Here is a 17,299-nt window from a genome sequence, read left to right as displayed (position 1 = left end):
GCCGCCCGCCCCCCCCCCCCCCCCCCCCCCGCCCCCCCCCCCCCCCCCCCCCCCCCCCCCCCCCCCCCCCCCCCCCCCCCCCCCCCCCCCCCCCCCCCCCCCCCCCCCGCTGAGGTGTCGTCCTTCGCGGTCTTCCCGCCGCCCGCTGCCTGCCGCCCACGCCTGCGACCGCGACCGCGACCGTGGGAGCGACCGGACCGGGCCGAGCAGACGCGCCCACGCAGAAGGGCCCCGGTGGAGATCCACCGGGGCCCTTCTGGTCGTGCTGATCAGTCGCGCGGGTCCTGCGGGCGACCACCGTCGGACGGGCGACCGCCCTCGGACGGACGACCCGAGGAGGTGAGCTCCCGGTCGGACTCCGCCGCGGAGAGGCCGCGGCCCTCGCCCCGCTGCTCCAGCTCCACCGCAGACGGCTCCTCGACGGGGGAGAAGAAACCGCGGATGGCGCGGCGGGAACCGCCCACCTGGTTCATCCGCTTGGGCACCGGAGCCCCGCCGTAGGCGAGCTGGCCGTGGCCGTGCTCGTCGACCGGGCCGAGGGGCTGGTGCACCTCGATGAACTCACCGTTGGGCAGCCGGCGGATGACGCCGGTCTCGATGCCGTGCTCGAGCACCTCGCGGTCGTGCTGCTGCAGACCGAGGCAGATGCGGTACGTGATCACGTACGCGATCGCCGGCAGCACGATGACACCGATGCGGCCGAACCAGGTCATCGCGTTCAGGCTGATGTCGAACTTGTCGGCGATGACGTCGTTACCGCCCGAGATCGCCAGCACGAAGTAGAACGTCAGCCCCATCATCCCGAGCGAGGTCCGGACAGGGACGTCGCGGGGGCGCTGCAGCAGGTGGTGCGACGCCGTGTCGCCCGTGAGCTTGCGCTCGATCATCGGGTAGAGCGCGAGCACGGTGAACATCGCACCGGCCACCACGACCGTCGGCCAGAAGAGCGCCGGGATCGTGTAGTCGCCGGGGAGGTTGATGTCCCATGCCGGGAAGATTCGCGTCGAGCCGTCGAGGAACAGGATGTACCAGTCGGGCTGCGACGCGGCCGACACCTGCGCCGGGTTGTAGGGCCCCCACAGCCAGACCGGGTTGATCTGGAAGAGCCCCGCCAGTGCGGCGCAGGCACCGAACACGATGAAGAGCAGGCCGGTCGCCTTCGCCGCGAACGTGGGGAAGAGCCGGTTGCCGACCACGTTGTGCTCGGTGCGCCCCGGGCCGGGGAACTGCGTGTGCTTCTGCTTCACCAGGATCAGCAGGTGGACCGCGATGAGCGCCAGCAGGATCGCCGGGAAGATCAGCACGTGGGCGATGTAGAAGCGGCCGATGATCTCGGTGCCCACGAAGTCGCCGTTGAAGATGGCGAAGTGCGCCCACGTCCCGATCACCGGGATGGACAGGAGGATCGCGCTGATGATGCGGAGACCGGTGCCCGACAGCAGGTCGTCGGGGAGGGTGTACCCGGTGACGCCCATGAGCAGCGCCAGCACGAGCATGACCACACCGATCAGCCAGTTGCTCTCCCGCGGCCGGCGGAACGCGCCGGTGAAGAAGATGCGCAGCAGGTGGACCACGATGGAGGCGACGAACAGCAGCGCCGACCAGTGGTGCAGCTGCCGCATGAACAGGCCACCGCGGACGTCGAAGGAGAGGTTCAGCGTAGAGGCGTAGGCCCCCGACATCTCCGTCCCGCGCAGCGGGTCGTAGGACCCCTCGTACACGACCTCGTTCATGGTCGCGTCGAAGAAGAAGGTCAGGTACGTGCCCGACAGCAGCAGGATGACGAAGCAGTAGAGCGCGATCTCCCCGAGCAGGAACGACCAGTGGTCGGGGAAGACCTTGTTGAGCGTGCGCCGGACCGGACCGGCGACGATCAGCCGGTCGTCGAACTCGGTAGCGGCCTTGCCGAGCCGGGAGGTGGGTGCTCCCGGGGCAGTGGCGGTAGCAGCCATCAGATGCGCTCCCGGTTCCAGTAAGTGGGTCCGACAGCCTCAATGTAGTCACTGCGTGCGACGAAGAAGCCTTCGTCGTCGACAGTGATCGGGAGCTGCGGCAGCGAGCGGGTGGCCGGGCCGAAGACCGGCTTGGCGCCCTGGGTGACGGCGAACTGGGACTGGTGGCAGGGGCACAGGATGCGGCCCGTCTCCTGCTCGTACAGCGAGACCGGGCAGCCGGCGTGCGTGCAGATCTTCGAGTAGGCAACGTAGTCGCCGTAGGAGAAGTCCGCCTGCCCTTCGCGCGGCTCGTCCTGCAGCACCTGCTCGGGACGGAGCCGGATGAGCATCGTCGCCGCGTCGGACTCCAGGTTGCCCCCGGGAACCTCCGGGAACACCGTCTCCAGCGAGCCGGGCTCCTGGTCGCCGGGGCGGATCGGGCTGCCGTCGTCGCGGAGGAGGCGGACGCCCTCGGCCCACGACGTGCGGCCGAGCGGGTTGCCCGTGTTGGGGTTCTTGATGAGGCCGCCCAGCGGGGCCAGCAGCATGATCCCGACGCCGGCGCCCATGAAGCCGAGCGACCGGGTGATCAGCTTGCGCCGGGCCAGGCCGCTGTTGTGCAGGCCGCCCACCAGGGTGGCGCCCGTGGTGACGCGGTCGAAGTGCGAGCCGTCGTGCTTGTCCTGGACGGCCGTCTCGTGCGGCAGCAACTTCTTCGTGTAGAGCACCAGGCCGACGCCGACCATCGTCAGCGACAGGCCCATGAAGATCCCCAGCAGCGGGGTGAACAGGGAGCTCCAGATGGTGCCCTCCACGGCCCAGTTCCACTCGGGGAGGAACCAGCCGGAGCCGGCGTAGACGACCAGGAACAGGAAGGCGAAGACGCCGGCCAGCGTGAAGGCCAGGCCGACCTGGCGGACCGCGCGCTTCTCCAGCCGGGAGCCCGGCTCCGGGCCCGGGTCGACGTGGAGGATCTCCACGCCGTCGAGCCGGGCGCCGAGACGGTCCAGGTCCTCCCGGCTCATGCTCGCGAGCCGCTCGGGGGTGTACTCCTCGTCCGGGCCGCCGTGCAGCGGTCCCGGGGTGTCCGCGCCGCCGGTCGAGCCGGGGCGGGTGTCGTGCGTGGTCACGCTGCCTCCTCGCTGACGTGCGTCGTCAGCGTTCCCAAAGGTGCTCTGGTGTTTGCGGAGCTCGCCCGCTCGCTCACGCCTTGCTGCCCATCCAGAAGATGCCGAACATGAGTGCGCTGATGCCGACCACCCAGATGACCAGGCCCTCGGCGACCGGTCCCATGCGACCGATACCGGCGCCGCCCGGGTCCGCCATGTCCTGGACGGTCTGGACGTAGGCGATGATCGAGCGCTTCTCCTCCGGCGTCAGCTGGTTGTCGCCGAACACCGGCATGTTCTCCGGGCCGGTCAGCATCGCCGTGTAGATCTCGAGGTCGGTCGAGCTGTCGAGGCTGGGTGCCGCCTTGCCGGAGGAGAGGGCGCCGCCCTCACCGACGAAGTTGTGGCAGGACGCGCAGTTGAGCCGGAAGAGCTCACCGCCCTCGGCCAGCTCGCCGTCGCGCAGGTCCCCCGAGGGGAGGGTCGGTCCGCCGCCGTTGGCCTGCACGTAGGCCATGAGCTGGTCGATCTCCTCGTCGGAGAAGACCACCGGCTTGTCGGGGGCGTCCGCCTCCTGGCGCACCAGCGGCATGCGGCCGGTGTGCACCTGGAAGTAGACCGACGCCTCGCCGACGCCGATGAGCGAGGGGCCCCGGTTCGGGACGCCCTCCAGGTTCTCGCCGTGGCAGGTGATGCAGCTCCGCTCGTACAGCTCGCGCCCGGCTGCCTCGGCCGCGGACTCGGTGGTGGTGTCGACGGCGGCCTGGGCCGGTGCGAACACCGAGTACAGGGCGCCGGTCATCACCAGCGAGGCCATGAGGCCGGCGGCGTTGGCCAGGCGGCGGCGGTGCTTGGAGCGACGCCGTGCGCGGGCGCGGACCACAGGGGTGCCGGCGTCGTCGAGCGGGGCGTCGGACTGCGGGTTCGTGGTGGACACCGGTTCCCTAGCGGATCAGGTAGATCGTGGCGAAGAGCCCGACCCACACGACGTCGACGAAGTGCCAGTAGTAGGAGACCACGATGGCCGAGGTCGCCTGTGCCGGCGTGAAGCGGCCCATGGTGGACCGGATGAGCACGTAGACGAAGGCGATAAGCCCGCCTATGACGTGCAGCGCGTGGAAGCCCGTCGTGATGAAGAACACCGAGCCGTAGGTCGACGACGCGATCGTCGTGCCGTGGTCGACCACCAGGACCCGGTACTCGTTCGCCTGGGCGAGCACGAAGACCAGGCCCATCACGAAGGTGATGGTGAACCAGCGCCGGAGCCCGTAGACGTTCCCGTTCTCCGCCGCGAAGACCCCGAACTGGCAGGTCACGGAGGAGAGCACCAGGATGACCGTGAAGAAGGTGGCGTACGGGAGGTTGAGCTCCGTCGGCTCCGGCGGCCACCCCTCGGTGGACCGGGCTCGCGCGGTGAAGTACATGGCGAACAGGCCGGCGAAGAACATCAGCTCGCTGGCGAGCCAGATGATCGTGCCGACGCTGACCATGTTCGGTCGGGTCAGGGAGTGCACCCGCGAGGTGTCGAAGGTGCTGCTCGCGACGGGGGCCGTTGTCACGGGGCCCATCATGGCATCGGCAGCCCCCCGTCACGACCGCGGGTGCGGTGGGCGTGGCGCCAACGTGACCAGTCCGATACCGATCGACGGGGCTGGCCTGCGATGACGCCGTCGGGCACTAGTCTCGGCCGCGTGAGTGCCGCCGAGAAGTCCGCCGCACCGGCCACCGTGCTGCTCTACAGCCACCGCGCGGAGGTGCGCGATTCGGTCCGGACGGCGGTCGGTCGCCGCCCGGCCGCCGACGTGGGTCCGCTCACCTGGGTGGAGTGCTCGACCGGCGACGAGGTGGTCGCCGCCGTGGACGCCGGCGGGATCGACCTGTGCATCCTCGACGGCGAGGCGCAGCCCACCGGAGGCATGGCGCTGACCCGCCAGCTCGAGGTCGAGGTCGCCGACCGGCCGGCGGTGTGCGTCCTCATCGCCCGCCAGCCCGATCGGTGGCTGGCGCACTGGTCGCGCGCCGAGGGGACCCTGCCCTTCCCGGTCGACCCGCTGGTCGCGCCCGGCGTCGTCGCCGACCTGATCCGCGCCCACGCCCACCGTCCCGCGGCCAGCCGGTGAGCCGGTCGGTGCCGCCGTCGTCCGCCGCGCCGACCTGGCCGGGCCTGCTCAACCGCCTGCTCGCCGGGCAGGACCTCTCCGCCGAGGACACCCGCTGGGCGATGCGCGAGGTGATGACCGGGGAGGCGACCCCGGCCCAGGTGGCTGGGTTCACGGTCGCCCTGCGCGCCAAGGGGGAGTCGCCCCAGGAGGTCGCCGGGCTGGCGGCCGAGATGCTCGACCAGGCGACCCCCGTCGAGCTGCCGATGGACTGCGTCGACATCGTGGGGACCGGCGGCGACGGCGCGCACACGGTCAACATCTCCACGATGGCTGCGGTCGTGACGGCGGCAGCGGGGGCGCCGGTCGCCAAGCACGGGAACCGGGCCGCGTCGTCCTCGTCGGGTGCCGCAGACGTCCTGGAGGCGATCGGCGTGGTCATCGACCTCCCGGCGCAGGCGGTCGTCCGCTGCGTCCGCGAGGCGGGCATCGGCTTCTTCTTCGCGCCGGTGTTCCACCCGGGCATGCGGCACGCCGCCGCCCCCCGGCGGGAGATGGGCATCGGCACCGTCTTCAACTTCCTCGGTCCGCTCACCAACCCGGCGCGTCCGGTCGCGGCGGCCATCGGCTGCGCGGACGAGCGCATGGCGCCCGTCCTGGCCGAGGTGCTGGCGGCCCGGGGGAGCCGGGCCCTGGTCTTCCGTGGCGACGACGGGCTCGACGAGCTGACCACCGCCACGACGTCGGCGGTCTGGACGGTGCGGGACGGCGCCGTGGAGGCCGACCGGGTTGATCCGGCGGCGTTGGGCATCGCGGCGCCGGGGCCGGACGCTCTCCGGGGCGGGGACGCCCGCGCGAACGCCGAGGTGTTCCGCCGGGTGGTCGACGGCGAGCGCGGGCCGGTGCGGGATGCGGTGCTGCTCAACGCCGCCGCCGCGCTGGTCGCCTTCGACGCGCACGCCGCCCGGCTGCACGACGGGCTGGCGGCCGGGCTGGAACGCGCCGCCGCGGCCGTCGACGACGGCCGCGCCGCGGCGCTGCTGGACCGCTGGGTGTCCGTCAGCCGCGCCGCCCGCGGCTGAGCAGCACCGCCGCCTCCGCCTCCTGCTCCGCCGGGACCTGCCGCGGGCGGGGCGGGACGCCCGGGGGTGACGGGAGGGTGTGCGGACCCGGGTTCAGTCGGTGTCGAAGCCGATCGAGAACGCTGCCTCGAGGTCGTGCCGCGAGTACGCGCGGAAGGCGATGTGGGTGTCGGTGTCGACCACGCCCGGCACCTTGTTGATGCGGCCGGCGATGACCTCGGCGACCTGCTCGAACTCGCGGACGCGGACGATGGCGATCAGGTCGGCCTCACCGGCGACGGAGTAGACCTCGCTGACCCCGTCGAGTTCGGCGACGGCCTGCGCGACCTCGGCGATCGAGTCGGTGGCGGCGTCGATCATCACGATGGCGGTGATCACGCGGGCGATGCTATCCGGTCCGGGCGCGCACGGGTGCCCAGCGACCGGCCGTCGGCGAACGGGTCACGGGCGTCGCGGCCGGTCTCCACCCGCGCCAGGAACCCGCTGTAGGCCCCCGTACCGGGGGCCGGGCTGGCCAGCGTCCCCGTCAGCTGGACCAGCCGGGTGCCGGGCTTCTCCAGCCACCGCAGCACCAGCTCCGTCTCGTCCACCGACGTGGTCTCCTCGCCGTCCGCCCCGCAGACGGTCTCGGCCGTGGCCAGCAGACCGGGCAGGACGCTGCGGACCGTGGTGCCCCGCGGGGCGTTCCCGGCCGCCGCGAGCCGCCCGAGCCGGATGACGGACAGCTCCCAGCCGCCGTCGCCGTCGGGCCGGGCGAGCACCAGCTCGGGCACGGCCGCCAGGGACTGCAGCCGTTGCCGACGGCGGACGGCGCGGACCAGCACGGCGACCCGGTCGCGCAGCACGGCGGCGTCCTCGTACCGCTCCTCGGCCGCCAGCCGGTCCACCCGCTCCAGCAGGGGCGCGAGCAGCGGCCGCGGATCGGCGGCCACCGCGGCGGCGAAGACGGCGGCCACGTCGGCGTACTCCGGCACCGACTGGGCGCCGGTGCAGGGAGCGCCGCAGCGACCCATGTCCGCCAGCGCGCAGGCGCTGACCGGGGTCCGCGGGGAGAGCCGGGCGGTGCACTGCCGCAGCGGGAGCGTCTCGTGCACGGCCGCCACCGCGGCGTCGGCCGCCCGCCGGTCCGGGAACGGCCCGAGGAAGACCCCGGCGCCGGGGCGGACCCGGCGCACGACCGACAGCCGGGGAAACGGCTCCTCGGTGAGCCGCACCCACAGCGCCCGTTCGGGGAAGCGCGAGCGGCGGTTGTACCGCGGCTTGTGCCGGGCGATGAGCCGCAGCTCCCGGACCGCCGCCTCCAGTGCGTGCGCGCAGGGGATGGCGTCCACCCGCTGCGCCAGGCCGACCATCTCGGTGATCCGGCTGCGCTGCTCGCCCGAGGTGAAGTAACTGCGGACCCGGCTGCGCAGGTCGGTCGAGGTGCCCACGTAGAGGGGCTCGTCCCGGGGTCCGCGGAAGAGGTAGACGCCCGGGCCGTGGGGGACGGCGTCGGCGAGGTGCCGCTTGCGACGGCGTTCCGGGTCCACCGTGCGGGTCAGGCCGGTGAGCTCCTCGAGGGTGGTGACGCCCAGCGGCCCCAGCCGCTCGAACAGGCCGTGCAGCACGTCGACGGTGGCCCGCGCGTCGTCGAGCGCCCGGTGCGTCGGCGACGTCGTGGCCGAGAAGTACGGGGCGAGGGTCGCCAGCTTGCAGTTGGGCACCTCGTCGCGGCTGAGCAGCCGCCGGGCCAGGACGGCCGTGTCGACCGATGCCGCGGCCGGCCAGGCCAGCCCGTTCTCGGCGCACGCCGCCTTGAGGAAGCCGAGGTCGAACGGGGCGTTGTGCGCGACGAGCACGGCGCCGCGGGCGAACTCGAGGAAGGCCGGGAGGACGGACCCGATCCGCGGCGCCGCCGCGACCATCGTGGACGTGATGCCGGTCAGCACGCTGATGTACGGGGGGATCTCGTGGCCCGGGTCGACCAGTGTCTGGAACTCCCCGAGCACCTGGCCGCCGCGGATCTTCACGGCGCCGATCTCGGTGATCGCGCTGTCCTTCGGCGACCCCCCGGTCGTCTCGAGGTCGACGACGACGAAGGTGACCTGGGCCAGCGGCGTCCCGATGTCGGCGATCGTGACCTGCTGGTAGCGCGGCGGAACGGTGGCGGGTGGCACGGCGCGGACGCTAGGGCGGGGTGCCGACAGTCTCGGGGACGCGCGCCGTCGGACCGCCGGTGCCGCGGACCCCCCGACCGGGGGGTCCGAGCAGATCGCAGGCCTTCCCACCTGGTGTCCCGGGCGTGTGCGGGACACCATTCGTGCCGGGGGCGACGCCGGTCGTGCCGCCGGCCCGATCGGGGAAGGGAACTCGATGCTCGCGCGCTCGTGGTGGCGCCCTCCGGCCCGGTTCCGGGCCGCGGTGGCCGTCCTCGCGGCCTGTGCGGTGGTGCTGGTGCCGACCGGTCCGGTGGCCGCCGCGCCCAGCGACCAGCCGGGCGGCACCTCCGGGGTGCTCGACAGCGGCGACCTGGACCACCTGCAGCGGCGCGCGGCGGAGGTCCAGCAGAGCCTCCGGGCACGGCAGGACGAGGTCGTCGCCGCCCGGGCGGCGCTCGCCGAGGCCCAGGTGGGGGTGGAGGAGGCCCGGGCGGCGCTCGCCGACGCGCAGGGCGTGCTGGCCGGCTACCAGGGCGAGGTCGCCGGCTACGCCTCGGCCGTCTACCGCGACGGCGGGGCGCTGACCCCGCTGACCCTCCTGCTCCGCGCGGGCGACCCCGGCGAGGTGCTCTCCGCCCTCGGGTTCCTCGACGCCGTCGACGCGCACGCCGCCGAGGTCATCGGGATCGCGGAGGGGCACCGGCGCGCCGCGCTGGACGAGCAGCAGCGGGCCAGGTCCGCGCTCGAGCAGGCGCAGGCACGGGCCGACGAGGTCACCGCCCGGGTCGCCGAGCTCGAGGCCTCCGCCGCCGCGGTGACGACGGAGCTGGACGAGGCGCTGCAGGTCGTCGACGGCCAGCTGTCCCGGCTGCAGCGCGAGCAGGTGGACGTCAACGAGCAGACGGCGGCCAGCTGGCGGGCCTACGTGGACCAGTTGCGCGCCGCCGGCGTCGACACCGTGCCGGCCGCCGCGCTGCGCGAGCCCGCGCGCGGCCTGCCGGACCGGCTGGTGCCCGTGGGCGCCACGGGGGGTGGTGCCCAGCGCGGGGTGGCGCAGCTGCCGGGGCAGCCGACCTCGCTGCTGGTCCTGCCCGCCGAGACGCTCACGGCGGTCAGCGCGGCGATGGAGGCGCTCGGCCGGCCGTACGCGCCGGGGACGGCCGGTCCCGACTCCTGGGACTGCGGGACGCTGGTGGAGTCCGCCTTCCGGCGGGCCGGGGTCCCGTTGCCGGCCACGCAGGAGGAGCTGTTCGCGACCGCCACCCCCGTGGCCGCCGCCGACGTGCTCCCCGGCGACCTCGTCTTCCTCGGCTCCGGCGAGGCCGGACTGGGGCACGTCGGGATCGCCCTGGACCAGCGGACGATGCTCGCCGCCGACGCGCGGGCCGGTGCCGTGGTGGTGCGGACGCTGCCGGCCGACCAGGTGCTGGCCGTCGGCCGGCCGGTGCTGGGCCAGCGGCCGGCGGGTCCGGTCCCCGGGCCTGCCGCGGGAGCCCTGCGGACCGAGTGCGGCAACACCGTCTACCCGCCGAGCTACGACGGGGCCCGAGCGTGGGGTGGCTATCCGAACGGGCTCATCCCGCCGAGCGCGATGTGCCCGCTGGGCGTCGGCGGGCACTCGCTGCGCTGCGACGCGGCGGCGGCCTACCGCGCCATGTCGTCGGCCTACGCGGCCGCGTTCGGCGCTCCGCTGTGCATCACCGACTCCTACCGGACCTATGCCGGCCAGGTCCGGCTCTACGGCGAGAAGCCGGCCCTCGCCGCGGTGCCCGGCACCAGCAACCACGGCTGGGGTCTCGCGGTCGACCTGTGCGGTGGGATCCAGACGTTCGGCACGCGGCAGTACGCCTGGATGGTCGCCCACGCCGGCCGGTTCGGCTTCCTGCACCCCACCTGGGCCGATCCGGGGAACGGGCGCGAGGAGCCCTGGCACTGGGAGTACGCCGGGACCTGAGGCGCCCCGGCGGCCGGACGGCGGTGCGCCGGAATTGTCGGTGCCTCCTCCTAGCGTGCGGAACGACTCACGGAGGAGAAGAAGCGATGCTCATCGACTGCGACACCTGCACCGTCCGGGGGACCGGCTGCGCCGACTGCGTGGTGACCGTCCTGCTCGGCGCCCCGCCGGGATGGCAGGGGATCGATCCGGTCGTCGTCCCGATGACCGGCCGTGCCCGCGGCGGGTCGGCCGCGGCTGCCGCCGAGGACGTCGTGGTCCCCCCGCCGGGTGTGGTGGTGGAGTTCGACGACGTGGAACGCCGGGCCGTCCGCGCGCTGGCCGACGGTGGCCTGGTGCCGCCCCTGCGCCACCCCGACGGCTCCGACGGCCGCGGCGGCGAGGGTTCCGGATGGCGCACGGGCTGACCCGCGGTGCCCGTCGTGCGCGGGCCGCGCATACACCCGAACGGGTGAATGCCGAGGTCGGAGCGCCGTGTCGGACGGAATGACGTCCCACACGTTTCTCCCGTTCCCGATTGTCACAGGCGCATCACGGTCGTTAAGGTCGTCGCCGTTCGGCCGGGTGGTCGTCATCCGTCGAAGGGTGACCTCGACCGAACACCGCCTAATCACCGCGCGGCGCGCAGCACCGGCGCCCGAGGTGTACCGGGGACCCACCGCAGTTCTGGGGTGAGTTCTCCCGCGACCGGCTCGCCGGCCCGCGGGGGATAGGGCCAGTCTTCCCAGCCCGAACCCGTCAGCTAACTCGGTCGGCGGTAGCAGTGGAAGAAACGGAGAGCCGCCGCACGTGGCGCCCCCTCACGCACTACTGACGCACGCCCCTGAGCAGTTCGCCACCGTCGGCCGGCGCAGCCCTGCGAGCGCCCGCCGCCTCGGACCGGTCGGTTCCGGCCTGCTGGTCAGCGCAGCCGCTGCCCTGACCGTCACCCTTCTCCCCGCCACCGCGAGCGCGGTCCCCGGCACGGCCGACGAGGTCGCCGCCCAGGTGGCCGAGGCCAGCCACGAGCTCGAGGTCGTCTCCGAGCAGCTGAACGAGGCGCGTGTCGCCCTGGACGCGCACCGGCACGACGCCGAGGTCGCGACCGAGGCGGCGGAGGCGGCCCAGGCCCGGCTCGACGCCCTCGACGGGCAGGTCCGCCTGCTCGCCCGCAGCGCCTACACCGGCAGCGGCATGTCGCAGCTGGACGTCCTGCTGTCCAGCGACTCGGCGGACCAGCTGGTGTCCCAGCTCGGCACGCTCGACGTGATCGCCGGGCACACCAGCGACGTGCTCTCCGAGGTGACGCTGGCGTCCGAGGACGCCGAGGAGTCCCGGGACGCCGCCGCCGCGGCTGCCGCCGAGGCCCAGCGCGTCGTGGACGAGATCGCCGCCAAGCAGGAGGATCTCGAGACGAAGATCGCCGAGTACCAGCGGCGGTACGACGCGCTCACGGCCCCGCAGCAGGCCGAGGTGGCCCGGGTCCACGGCGGCGACAGCCTGCCCGCGCCCGCGCCCAGCGGGGTCGTCGCGCCCAGCTCGGCCGCGCAGGTCGCCGTGAACACCGCGCTGGCCCAGATCGGCGACCCCTACGTCTGGGGCGCCGGCGGTCCGAACGCCTTCGACTGCTCGGGTCTGACGTCCTACGCCTACGCCGCCGCGGGCGTGACCCTGCCGCACTCGAGCGCCTCGCAGTCCCGGATGGGCCAGGCCGTCTCCCGCAGCGAGTTGCAGCCCGGTGACCTGGTGTTCTTCTACAGCCCGGTCAGCCACGTCGGCATGTACATCGGCAACGGGCAGATGGTGCACGCCGCCACCTCCGGCCAGCCGGTGAAGATCGCGAGCCTGGACGCGATGGGCAGCTACAACGGCGCCCGGCGGATCGCCGGCTGACAGCCGCGGGAGCATCGCAGCGAGCGCCAGCGAGCGAGGAGCGGACCGCGGCGCGGAGGCCGGCCGGGGTGCTCGCCGGCTGACAGCGCCCGTCCCACGAGGGCCGGTGACCTCTGCCGAGGTCACCGGCCCTCGTCGTTCTCCGGGCTCGACGGGATCGCGCCGAGGATGGGGCTCCCGGAGCCGATCTGCGCGGCGTGCACTCGGCGCTCCGCCCCGGGGTTCCCGCGGACGGCGCACCTAGGATCGGCCGGGTGTACGGGGGAGGGCGGCCAGCCGCCCGGGCTGCGCTGGGGACGGCGATCGTGCTCGGCATCGCCCTCGTCGTCGTCATCGTCGTCCGCACGCCGTGGGACCTGCTGGCCGAGCCGCCCGGCGGGCACACCGATCCCGACCCCACCGCGGGGCTGGCGGCCGCGCAGCTGGACCGTGCGGAGGCCTTCGCGGCCGCGCTGCGCCCAGCGTCGCTGCTCTCCCTGGTCCTCGGCCTGGCCGTCTCGGCGGTCCTCGGCCTGACCCGGCTCGGCGGGCGGCTGGTGCGCGCGGTGGCCGCTCCGCTGGGCGGCCGGTGGTTCGTCCAGGTGCTGGTGGGTGTGCCGGCTCTCGTGGTGGTCGGCCGCCTGGTGACGCTGCCGGTGTCGGCCTACGCCGAGTCGGTCCGGCACCGGTACGGCCTGTCCACCCGCGGATGGGGGCTCTGGCTGCGCGACGTCGCCGTCTCGGTGGCCATCAGCGCGGCTCTCACGACCGTGGTCGTCCTGGCCGTCCTGTGGCTGGTCCGGCGGGCCCCGCGCACCTGGTGGGCCTGGGCCGGGGGAGCGGCGGCCGCCTTCGTCGTCGTCGGCTCGTTCCTCTACCCGGTGGTCATCGAGCCGGCCTTCAACTCGTTCGAGCCCCTGCCGGCCGGCGAGCTGCGCACCGACCTGCTCGCACTGGCCGACGCGAACGGCACGCCGGTGCAGGACGTCCTGGTCTCCGACGCCTCACGCCGGACCACGGCCCTGAACGCCTACGTCTCCGGCTTCGGGTCCACCCGCCGGATCGTCCTCTACGACACGGTGCTCGCCGAGCTGCCGGACGAGGGGATCGAGTCGATCGTGGCCCACGAGCTCGGGCACGTGGCCACCGACGACGTGCTCACCGGCACGCTCATGGGTGCGCTCGGCGCCGGGGCGGCGACCGCGCTGGGCGGGTGGCTGCTGAGCTCGACGCGCCTGCTGCGCCGCGCGGGGGCGGAGTCGCCGGGCGACCCCCGCGTCGTGCCGCTGCTGCTGTTCCTGGTCGCCGTCGGTGGATTGGTCGCGACCCCGGTGCAGAACCTGGTGTCCCGGCAGATCGAGGAGCGGGCCGATCTGCGCGCCCTGGACCTCACCCGCGACCCGGATGCGTTCATCGCCATGCAGCAGCGGCTGGCGACGGCGAATCTCGGCGACCCCGATCCGCCGGCCGCCTGGCACTGGTTCTTCGGCAGTCACCCGACCACGGCTGCGCGCATCGCGATGGCCGAGGACTGGCGCCTCCTGGAGGGAACGCGGTGACCCGGACCCTGGTGGTCACCAACGACTTCCCGCCCCGGCAGGGCGGCATCCAGACGTTCGTCGCGGCGCTGCTGGCACGCCGTCCACCGGACTCGCTGATCGTGCTGGCGTCGGACTCGCCGGGCTCCGCCGAGCACGACGCGGCGCTGCCCTACCGAGTGGTCCGCCGTCCGACGGGGATGCTGCTGCCCACCCGGGCCACCGCCCGGGCTGCCGCCGAACTCGTCGACCGGTTCGGCTGCGACACCGCATTCTTCGGCGCGGCCGCACCGCTGGGCCTGCTGGCCCCCGCCCTCCGCACGGCCGGGGTGCGGCACCTCGTCGGCGCCACGCACGGGCACGAGACCGGCTGGGTAGCCCTGCCGGGCAGCCGCCAGGTGATGCAGCGGATCGCCTCGGGACTCGACGTCGTCACCTACATCAGCGAGTACACCCGGAACCGGCTCGAGCCGGCGCTCGGGAGCCGGGCCCGCCTGGCGCAGCTGTCCCCGGGCGTCGACGTCGACCGGTTCACCCCGCAGGCCGACGGCGCGGGGGTGCGCGAACGGTACGGGCTGGGCGGGGCGCCGGTCGTGGTCTGCGTCTCCCGGCTGGTCGCCCGCAAGGGGCAGGACGTGCTCGTCGCCGGCTGGCCGCAGGTCCTCGCCCGGCACCCGGGCGCCCGGCTGCTGCTGGTCGGTGGCGGCCCGGCCGAGACGTCGCTCCGCCGTGCGGTGGCCAGGGCCGGGCTGCAGGACTCCGTGGTCCTCACCGGCCCGGTGGGGCACGAGGAGCTGCCCGCGCACTACGCGGCGGGCGACGTCTTCGCGATGCCCTGCCGCACCCGCCGCGGCGGGCTGGACGTCGAGGGGCTCGGCATGGTCTTCCTGGAGGCGGCGGCCTGCGGTCGGCCGGTCGTCGCGGGGACCTCCGGCGGAGCGCCGGAGGCGGTGCGGGAGGGCGTCACGGGCCACGTCGTGGACCCCCGCTCACCGGCCGCCGTGGCTGCCGCCCTGGCCGGCCTGCTGGACGACCCGAAGCGGGCGCGCGCCATGGGGGCCGCCGGGCGGGCCTGGGTCGAGCAGCGGTGGTCGTGGTCGACCATCGCGACCGACTTCGCGCGCCTGCTGGAGCCCTGGACCCGGAGCCCTTGACGCACCGAGCCCCGCCCCGCGGCTGCGGGACGGGGCTCGGTGGACGGTCTGCTGCTCAGCGGGTGTAGAGCGCGTCGACGTCGGAGCTGAACTCCTTCATGACGACGTTCCGCTTCAGCTTGAGGCTGGGCGTCAGCATCCCGTTGTCCTCGGTGAAGTCGGTGCTCAGCACGGTGAACTTCTTGATCGCCTCGGCCTGGGAGACGGCCTTGTTGGCGTCCTTGACCGCGGCGTCCAGCTCGGCCTGCAGGTCGGCGTCCTCGCGGGCCTGCTCGACGGTGAGGTCGGCCGGCTTGCCCTGGGACGTCAGCCACTGCGGCAGGGCTTCCTCGTCCAGGGTGATCAGCGCGGCGATGAACGGCCGCTGGTCGCCGACGACGATGCACTGGCTGACCAGGCGGTGCGCCCGCAGCCGGTCCTCCAGCACCGCGGGGGCGACGTTCTTCCCGCCCGCGGTCACCAGGATCTCCTTCTTGCGGCCGGTGATCCTGATGAAGCCGTCGTCGTCGATCTCGCCGATGTCGCCGGTGCGGAACCAGCCCTCGCCGTCGATGGCCTCCGTGGTGGCCTGCTCGTTCTTCCAGTAGCCGCGCATCACGACGCCGCCGCGCAGCAGGATCTCGCCGTCCTCGGCGATCTTGGCGCCGACCCCGGGGAGGGGCTGGCCGACCGTGCCGATGCGGTAGGCGCCCTCGTGGTTGACGGCGGCCGCGGCGGTGGTCTCGGTGAGGCCGTAGCCCTCGAACACCGGGACACCGATGCCGCGGAAGAAGTGGCCCAGGCGCTCGCCGAGCGGCGCGCCGCCGGAGATGGCGCCCATGCACCGGCCGCCGAGAGCGGCACGGAGCTTGCCGTAGACCAGCTTGTCGAACAGCGCGTGCTGCAGCTTCAGCCCCAGCCCGGCGCCGCCGGTGTCCTGTGCGCGCGACCAGTCGATGGCGACCTGGGCGGCCCGGTCGAAGATCTTGCCCTTGCCGTCGCCCTCGGCCTTCGCCTTGGCCTGGTTGAAGACCTTCTCGAACACCCGCGGGACGGCCAGCACGAAGGTCGGCTTGAACTCGCCGAGGTCCTCGACCAGGTTCTTGACGTCCGGGGTGTGGCCGATGACGGTCCGGGTCTTGATCGCGCCGCACTGCAGGACCCGCGCCAGCACGTGCGCGAGCGGGATGAACAGCAGCAGCGAGCCCTGCGTGTTCATGAACCGGCCGAGCAGCGTCATGCCGTTGTCGATCTCGAACAGGAAGTTGCCGTGGGTGAGCTCGCAGCCCTTCGGCCGGCCCGTGGTTCCGCTCGTGTAGATCAGCGTGGCCAGGCTGTCGGCGTTCAGCGTCTTCCGGCGGGCCTCGAGCTCGCTGTCCGGGACGCCGGCGCCGGCCTGGGTGAGCGTGCCGATCGCGTCGTCCTCGATCACGTGGACCGACTTGAGCTCGGGTGCCTGGTCCCGGACGGAGTCGACAGCGGTGGCGTGCTCGTCGCGCTCCACGACGACCGCGGTGGCCCCGGAGTCCGACAGGATCCAGGCCACCTGGTCGGCGCTGGAGGTCTCGTAGATGGGGACGACGACCGCGCCGGCGGTCCAGATCGCGTAGTCGAAGACCGTCCACTCGTAGCGGGTCTTCGCCTGGAGGGCGACCCGGTCACCCGCGGCGACACCGGCCGCGATGAGCCCCTTGGCGACGCCGGCGACCTCGCCGGCGAACTCCGTCCAGGTGACGTCCTGCCACTGGCCGCCGCGGCGGCGCCGCAGCCCCACCTCGGCGCCGGCCTCGGCTACGTTGGTGGCCAGCATGTCGGTCAGCGCCTCGTCGGGGCCGATCTCGGTGGTCACAGGAACGCTGAATTCGCGCACGCCGGGTCCTCTCCTCCCCGCCGGCCACGAGGCACCGTCGCCCGCGGCCCCGGTACGGGGACGTCCCGGCCAATCTAGCCGCTGGTGCTACCCGGCAGTAGCCGAGTGCCGCAGGGGACGGGGCCGGTTCACCCGGGAGCCGCTAGCCTGCTGGCCATGGCCGACCAGTCCACCCAGTCGATCGTCGTCGAGGCGCCTGCGGCCGAGGTGATGGCGGTGATCGCCGACTTCCCCTCCTATCCGCAGTGGGTCGCCGCCGCCAAGAAGGTCGAGGTGCTCGAGACCGGGGACGACGGGCGGGCCCGTCGCGTCCACTTCGTGCTCGACGCCGGCGCGGTCAAGGACGACTACGTCCTCGAGTACTCCTGGGACGACGACCGCCGCGTCTCCTGGCACCTGGTCACCGGCCAGATGCAGAAGCGGCAGGAGGGCTCCTACACCCTCGTCGAGAGCGCCGGCCGCACCGAGGTCACCTACTCGATCACCATCGACCTCTCCATCCCGATGCTCGGGATGATCAAGCGCAAGGCGGAGAAGGTCATCCTGGACACCGCGCTCAAGGAGCTCAAGAAGCGCGTCGAGGGCTGACCC

Annotated in this window: 15 protein-coding genes and 1 riboswitch; of the genes, 8 read left to right on the top strand and 7 right to left on the bottom strand. The window is 73.6% G+C overall.

Translation table 11 applies throughout. The features are described from left to right. Positions 1-269 precede the first annotated feature (269 nt). The 4 genes from qcrB to ctaE all read right to left on the bottom strand — a co-directional run bounded on the left by qcrB (position 270) and on the right by ctaE (position 4,611). Positions 270-1,952 (bottom strand): cytochrome bc1 complex cytochrome b subunit, encoded by a 1,683-nt coding sequence (qcrB, locus tag ACI79T_RS17845; RefSeq protein WP_456611433.1) that lies wholly within the window; start codon positions 1,950-1,952, stop codon positions 270-272. Further along, positions 1,952-3,064, bottom strand: coding sequence for a cytochrome bc1 complex Rieske iron-sulfur subunit (qcrA, locus tag ACI79T_RS17840; RefSeq protein WP_456611432.1), 1,113 nt, complete (start codon positions 3,062-3,064; stop codon positions 1,952-1,954). Before qcrA ends, qcrB begins: the two co-directional genes overlap by 1 nt. A gap of 73 nt (positions 3,065-3,137) precedes the next feature. Further along, entirely contained in the window at positions 3,138-3,980 is an 843-nt protein-coding gene (qcrC, locus tag ACI79T_RS17835; RefSeq protein ID WP_456611431.1) for a cytochrome bc1 complex diheme cytochrome c subunit, read from the bottom strand. A gap of 7 nt (positions 3,981-3,987) precedes the next feature. Next, positions 3,988-4,611, bottom strand: coding sequence for an aa3-type cytochrome oxidase subunit III (ctaE, locus tag ACI79T_RS17830; RefSeq protein ID WP_456611430.1), 624 nt, complete (start codon positions 4,609-4,611; stop codon positions 3,988-3,990). A 123-nt stretch (positions 4,612-4,734) separates the two neighbouring features. On the opposite strand from ctaE, the gene ACI79T_RS17825 reads away from it, so the two are divergent. After that, positions 4,735-5,163, top strand: coding sequence for a hypothetical protein (locus ACI79T_RS17825; RefSeq protein WP_456611429.1), 429 nt, complete (start codon positions 4,735-4,737; stop codon positions 5,161-5,163). Then, entirely contained in the window at positions 5,160-6,224 is a 1,065-nt protein-coding gene (trpD, locus tag ACI79T_RS17820) for an anthranilate phosphoribosyltransferase (protein ID WP_456611428.1), read from the top strand. Before ACI79T_RS17825 ends, trpD begins: the two co-directional genes overlap by 4 nt. A gap of 93 nt (positions 6,225-6,317) precedes the next feature. Here the strand turns inward: trpD and ACI79T_RS17815 are convergent, their stop codons facing one another. Both ACI79T_RS17815 and ACI79T_RS17810 read right to left on the bottom strand, forming a co-directional pair. Continuing rightward, a complete protein-coding gene (locus ACI79T_RS17815; RefSeq protein ID WP_456611427.1) occupies positions 6,318-6,602 on the bottom strand; it encodes an Lrp/AsnC family transcriptional regulator in 285 nt (94 codons plus the stop codon). Then, on the bottom strand, positions 6,599-8,380 hold the full coding sequence (locus ACI79T_RS17810) for a DEDD exonuclease domain-containing protein (protein WP_456611426.1): 1,782 nt from the start codon (positions 8,378-8,380) through the stop codon (positions 6,599-6,601). Before ACI79T_RS17810 ends, ACI79T_RS17815 begins: the two co-directional genes overlap by 4 nt. Positions 8,381-8,576: 196 nt before the next feature. Between ACI79T_RS17810 and ACI79T_RS17805 the strand changes: the two genes are divergently transcribed. From ACI79T_RS17805 to ACI79T_RS17785, 5 genes are all read left to right on the top strand, one after another. Then, positions 8,577-10,316: a D-alanyl-D-alanine carboxypeptidase family protein gene (locus ACI79T_RS17805; RefSeq protein ID WP_456611425.1), complete on the top strand. Its 1,740-nt coding sequence runs from the start codon at positions 8,577-8,579 to the stop codon at positions 10,314-10,316. Between the two features lie 86 nt (positions 10,317-10,402). Next, positions 10,403-10,723: a hypothetical protein gene (locus tag ACI79T_RS17800; protein ID WP_456611424.1), complete on the top strand. Its 321-nt coding sequence runs from the start codon at positions 10,403-10,405 to the stop codon at positions 10,721-10,723. 186 nt (positions 10,724-10,909) lie between these two features. Continuing rightward, positions 10,910-11,088: riboswitch (cyclic di-AMP (ydaO/yuaA leader) on the top strand. A 17-nt stretch (positions 11,089-11,105) separates the two neighbouring features. Further along, positions 11,106-12,188, top strand: a complete 1,083-nt coding sequence (locus tag ACI79T_RS17795) for an NlpC/P60 family protein (protein ID WP_456611423.1) — start codon at positions 11,106-11,108, stop codon at positions 12,186-12,188. Positions 12,189-12,442: 254 nt separating this feature from the next. After that, positions 12,443-13,726, top strand: coding sequence for a M48 family metallopeptidase (locus tag ACI79T_RS17790; protein ID WP_456611422.1), 1,284 nt, complete (start codon positions 12,443-12,445; stop codon positions 13,724-13,726). Next, positions 13,723-14,859: a glycosyltransferase family 4 protein gene (locus ACI79T_RS17785; RefSeq protein ID WP_456611421.1), complete on the top strand. Its 1,137-nt coding sequence runs from the start codon at positions 13,723-13,725 to the stop codon at positions 14,857-14,859. The genes ACI79T_RS17790 and ACI79T_RS17785 overlap by 4 nt, the downstream gene beginning before the upstream one ends. 55 nt (positions 14,860-14,914) lie before the next feature. On the opposite strand, the gene ACI79T_RS17780 is transcribed toward ACI79T_RS17785, so the two are convergent. Continuing rightward, positions 14,915-16,708, bottom strand: coding sequence for an AMP-dependent synthetase/ligase (locus ACI79T_RS17780; RefSeq protein ID WP_456611420.1), 1,794 nt, complete (start codon positions 16,706-16,708; stop codon positions 14,915-14,917). Between the two features lie 156 nt (positions 16,709-16,864). Here ACI79T_RS17780 and ACI79T_RS17775 point away from each other — a divergent pair, with 156 nt between their 5' ends. Beyond that, the gene (locus ACI79T_RS17775) at positions 16,865-17,296 is read left to right on the top strand and encodes an SRPBCC family protein (protein ID WP_456611419.1); all 432 of its coding nucleotides are present in this window, start codon (positions 16,865-16,867) and stop codon (positions 17,294-17,296) included. Positions 17,297-17,299 lie beyond the last annotated feature (3 nt).

This window comes from Blastococcus sp. SYSU DS0619, from assembly GCF_054051035.1.
Note: the sequence above shows the minus strand (reverse complement) of the source record. Positions and strands in the feature narration are given on the sequence as shown.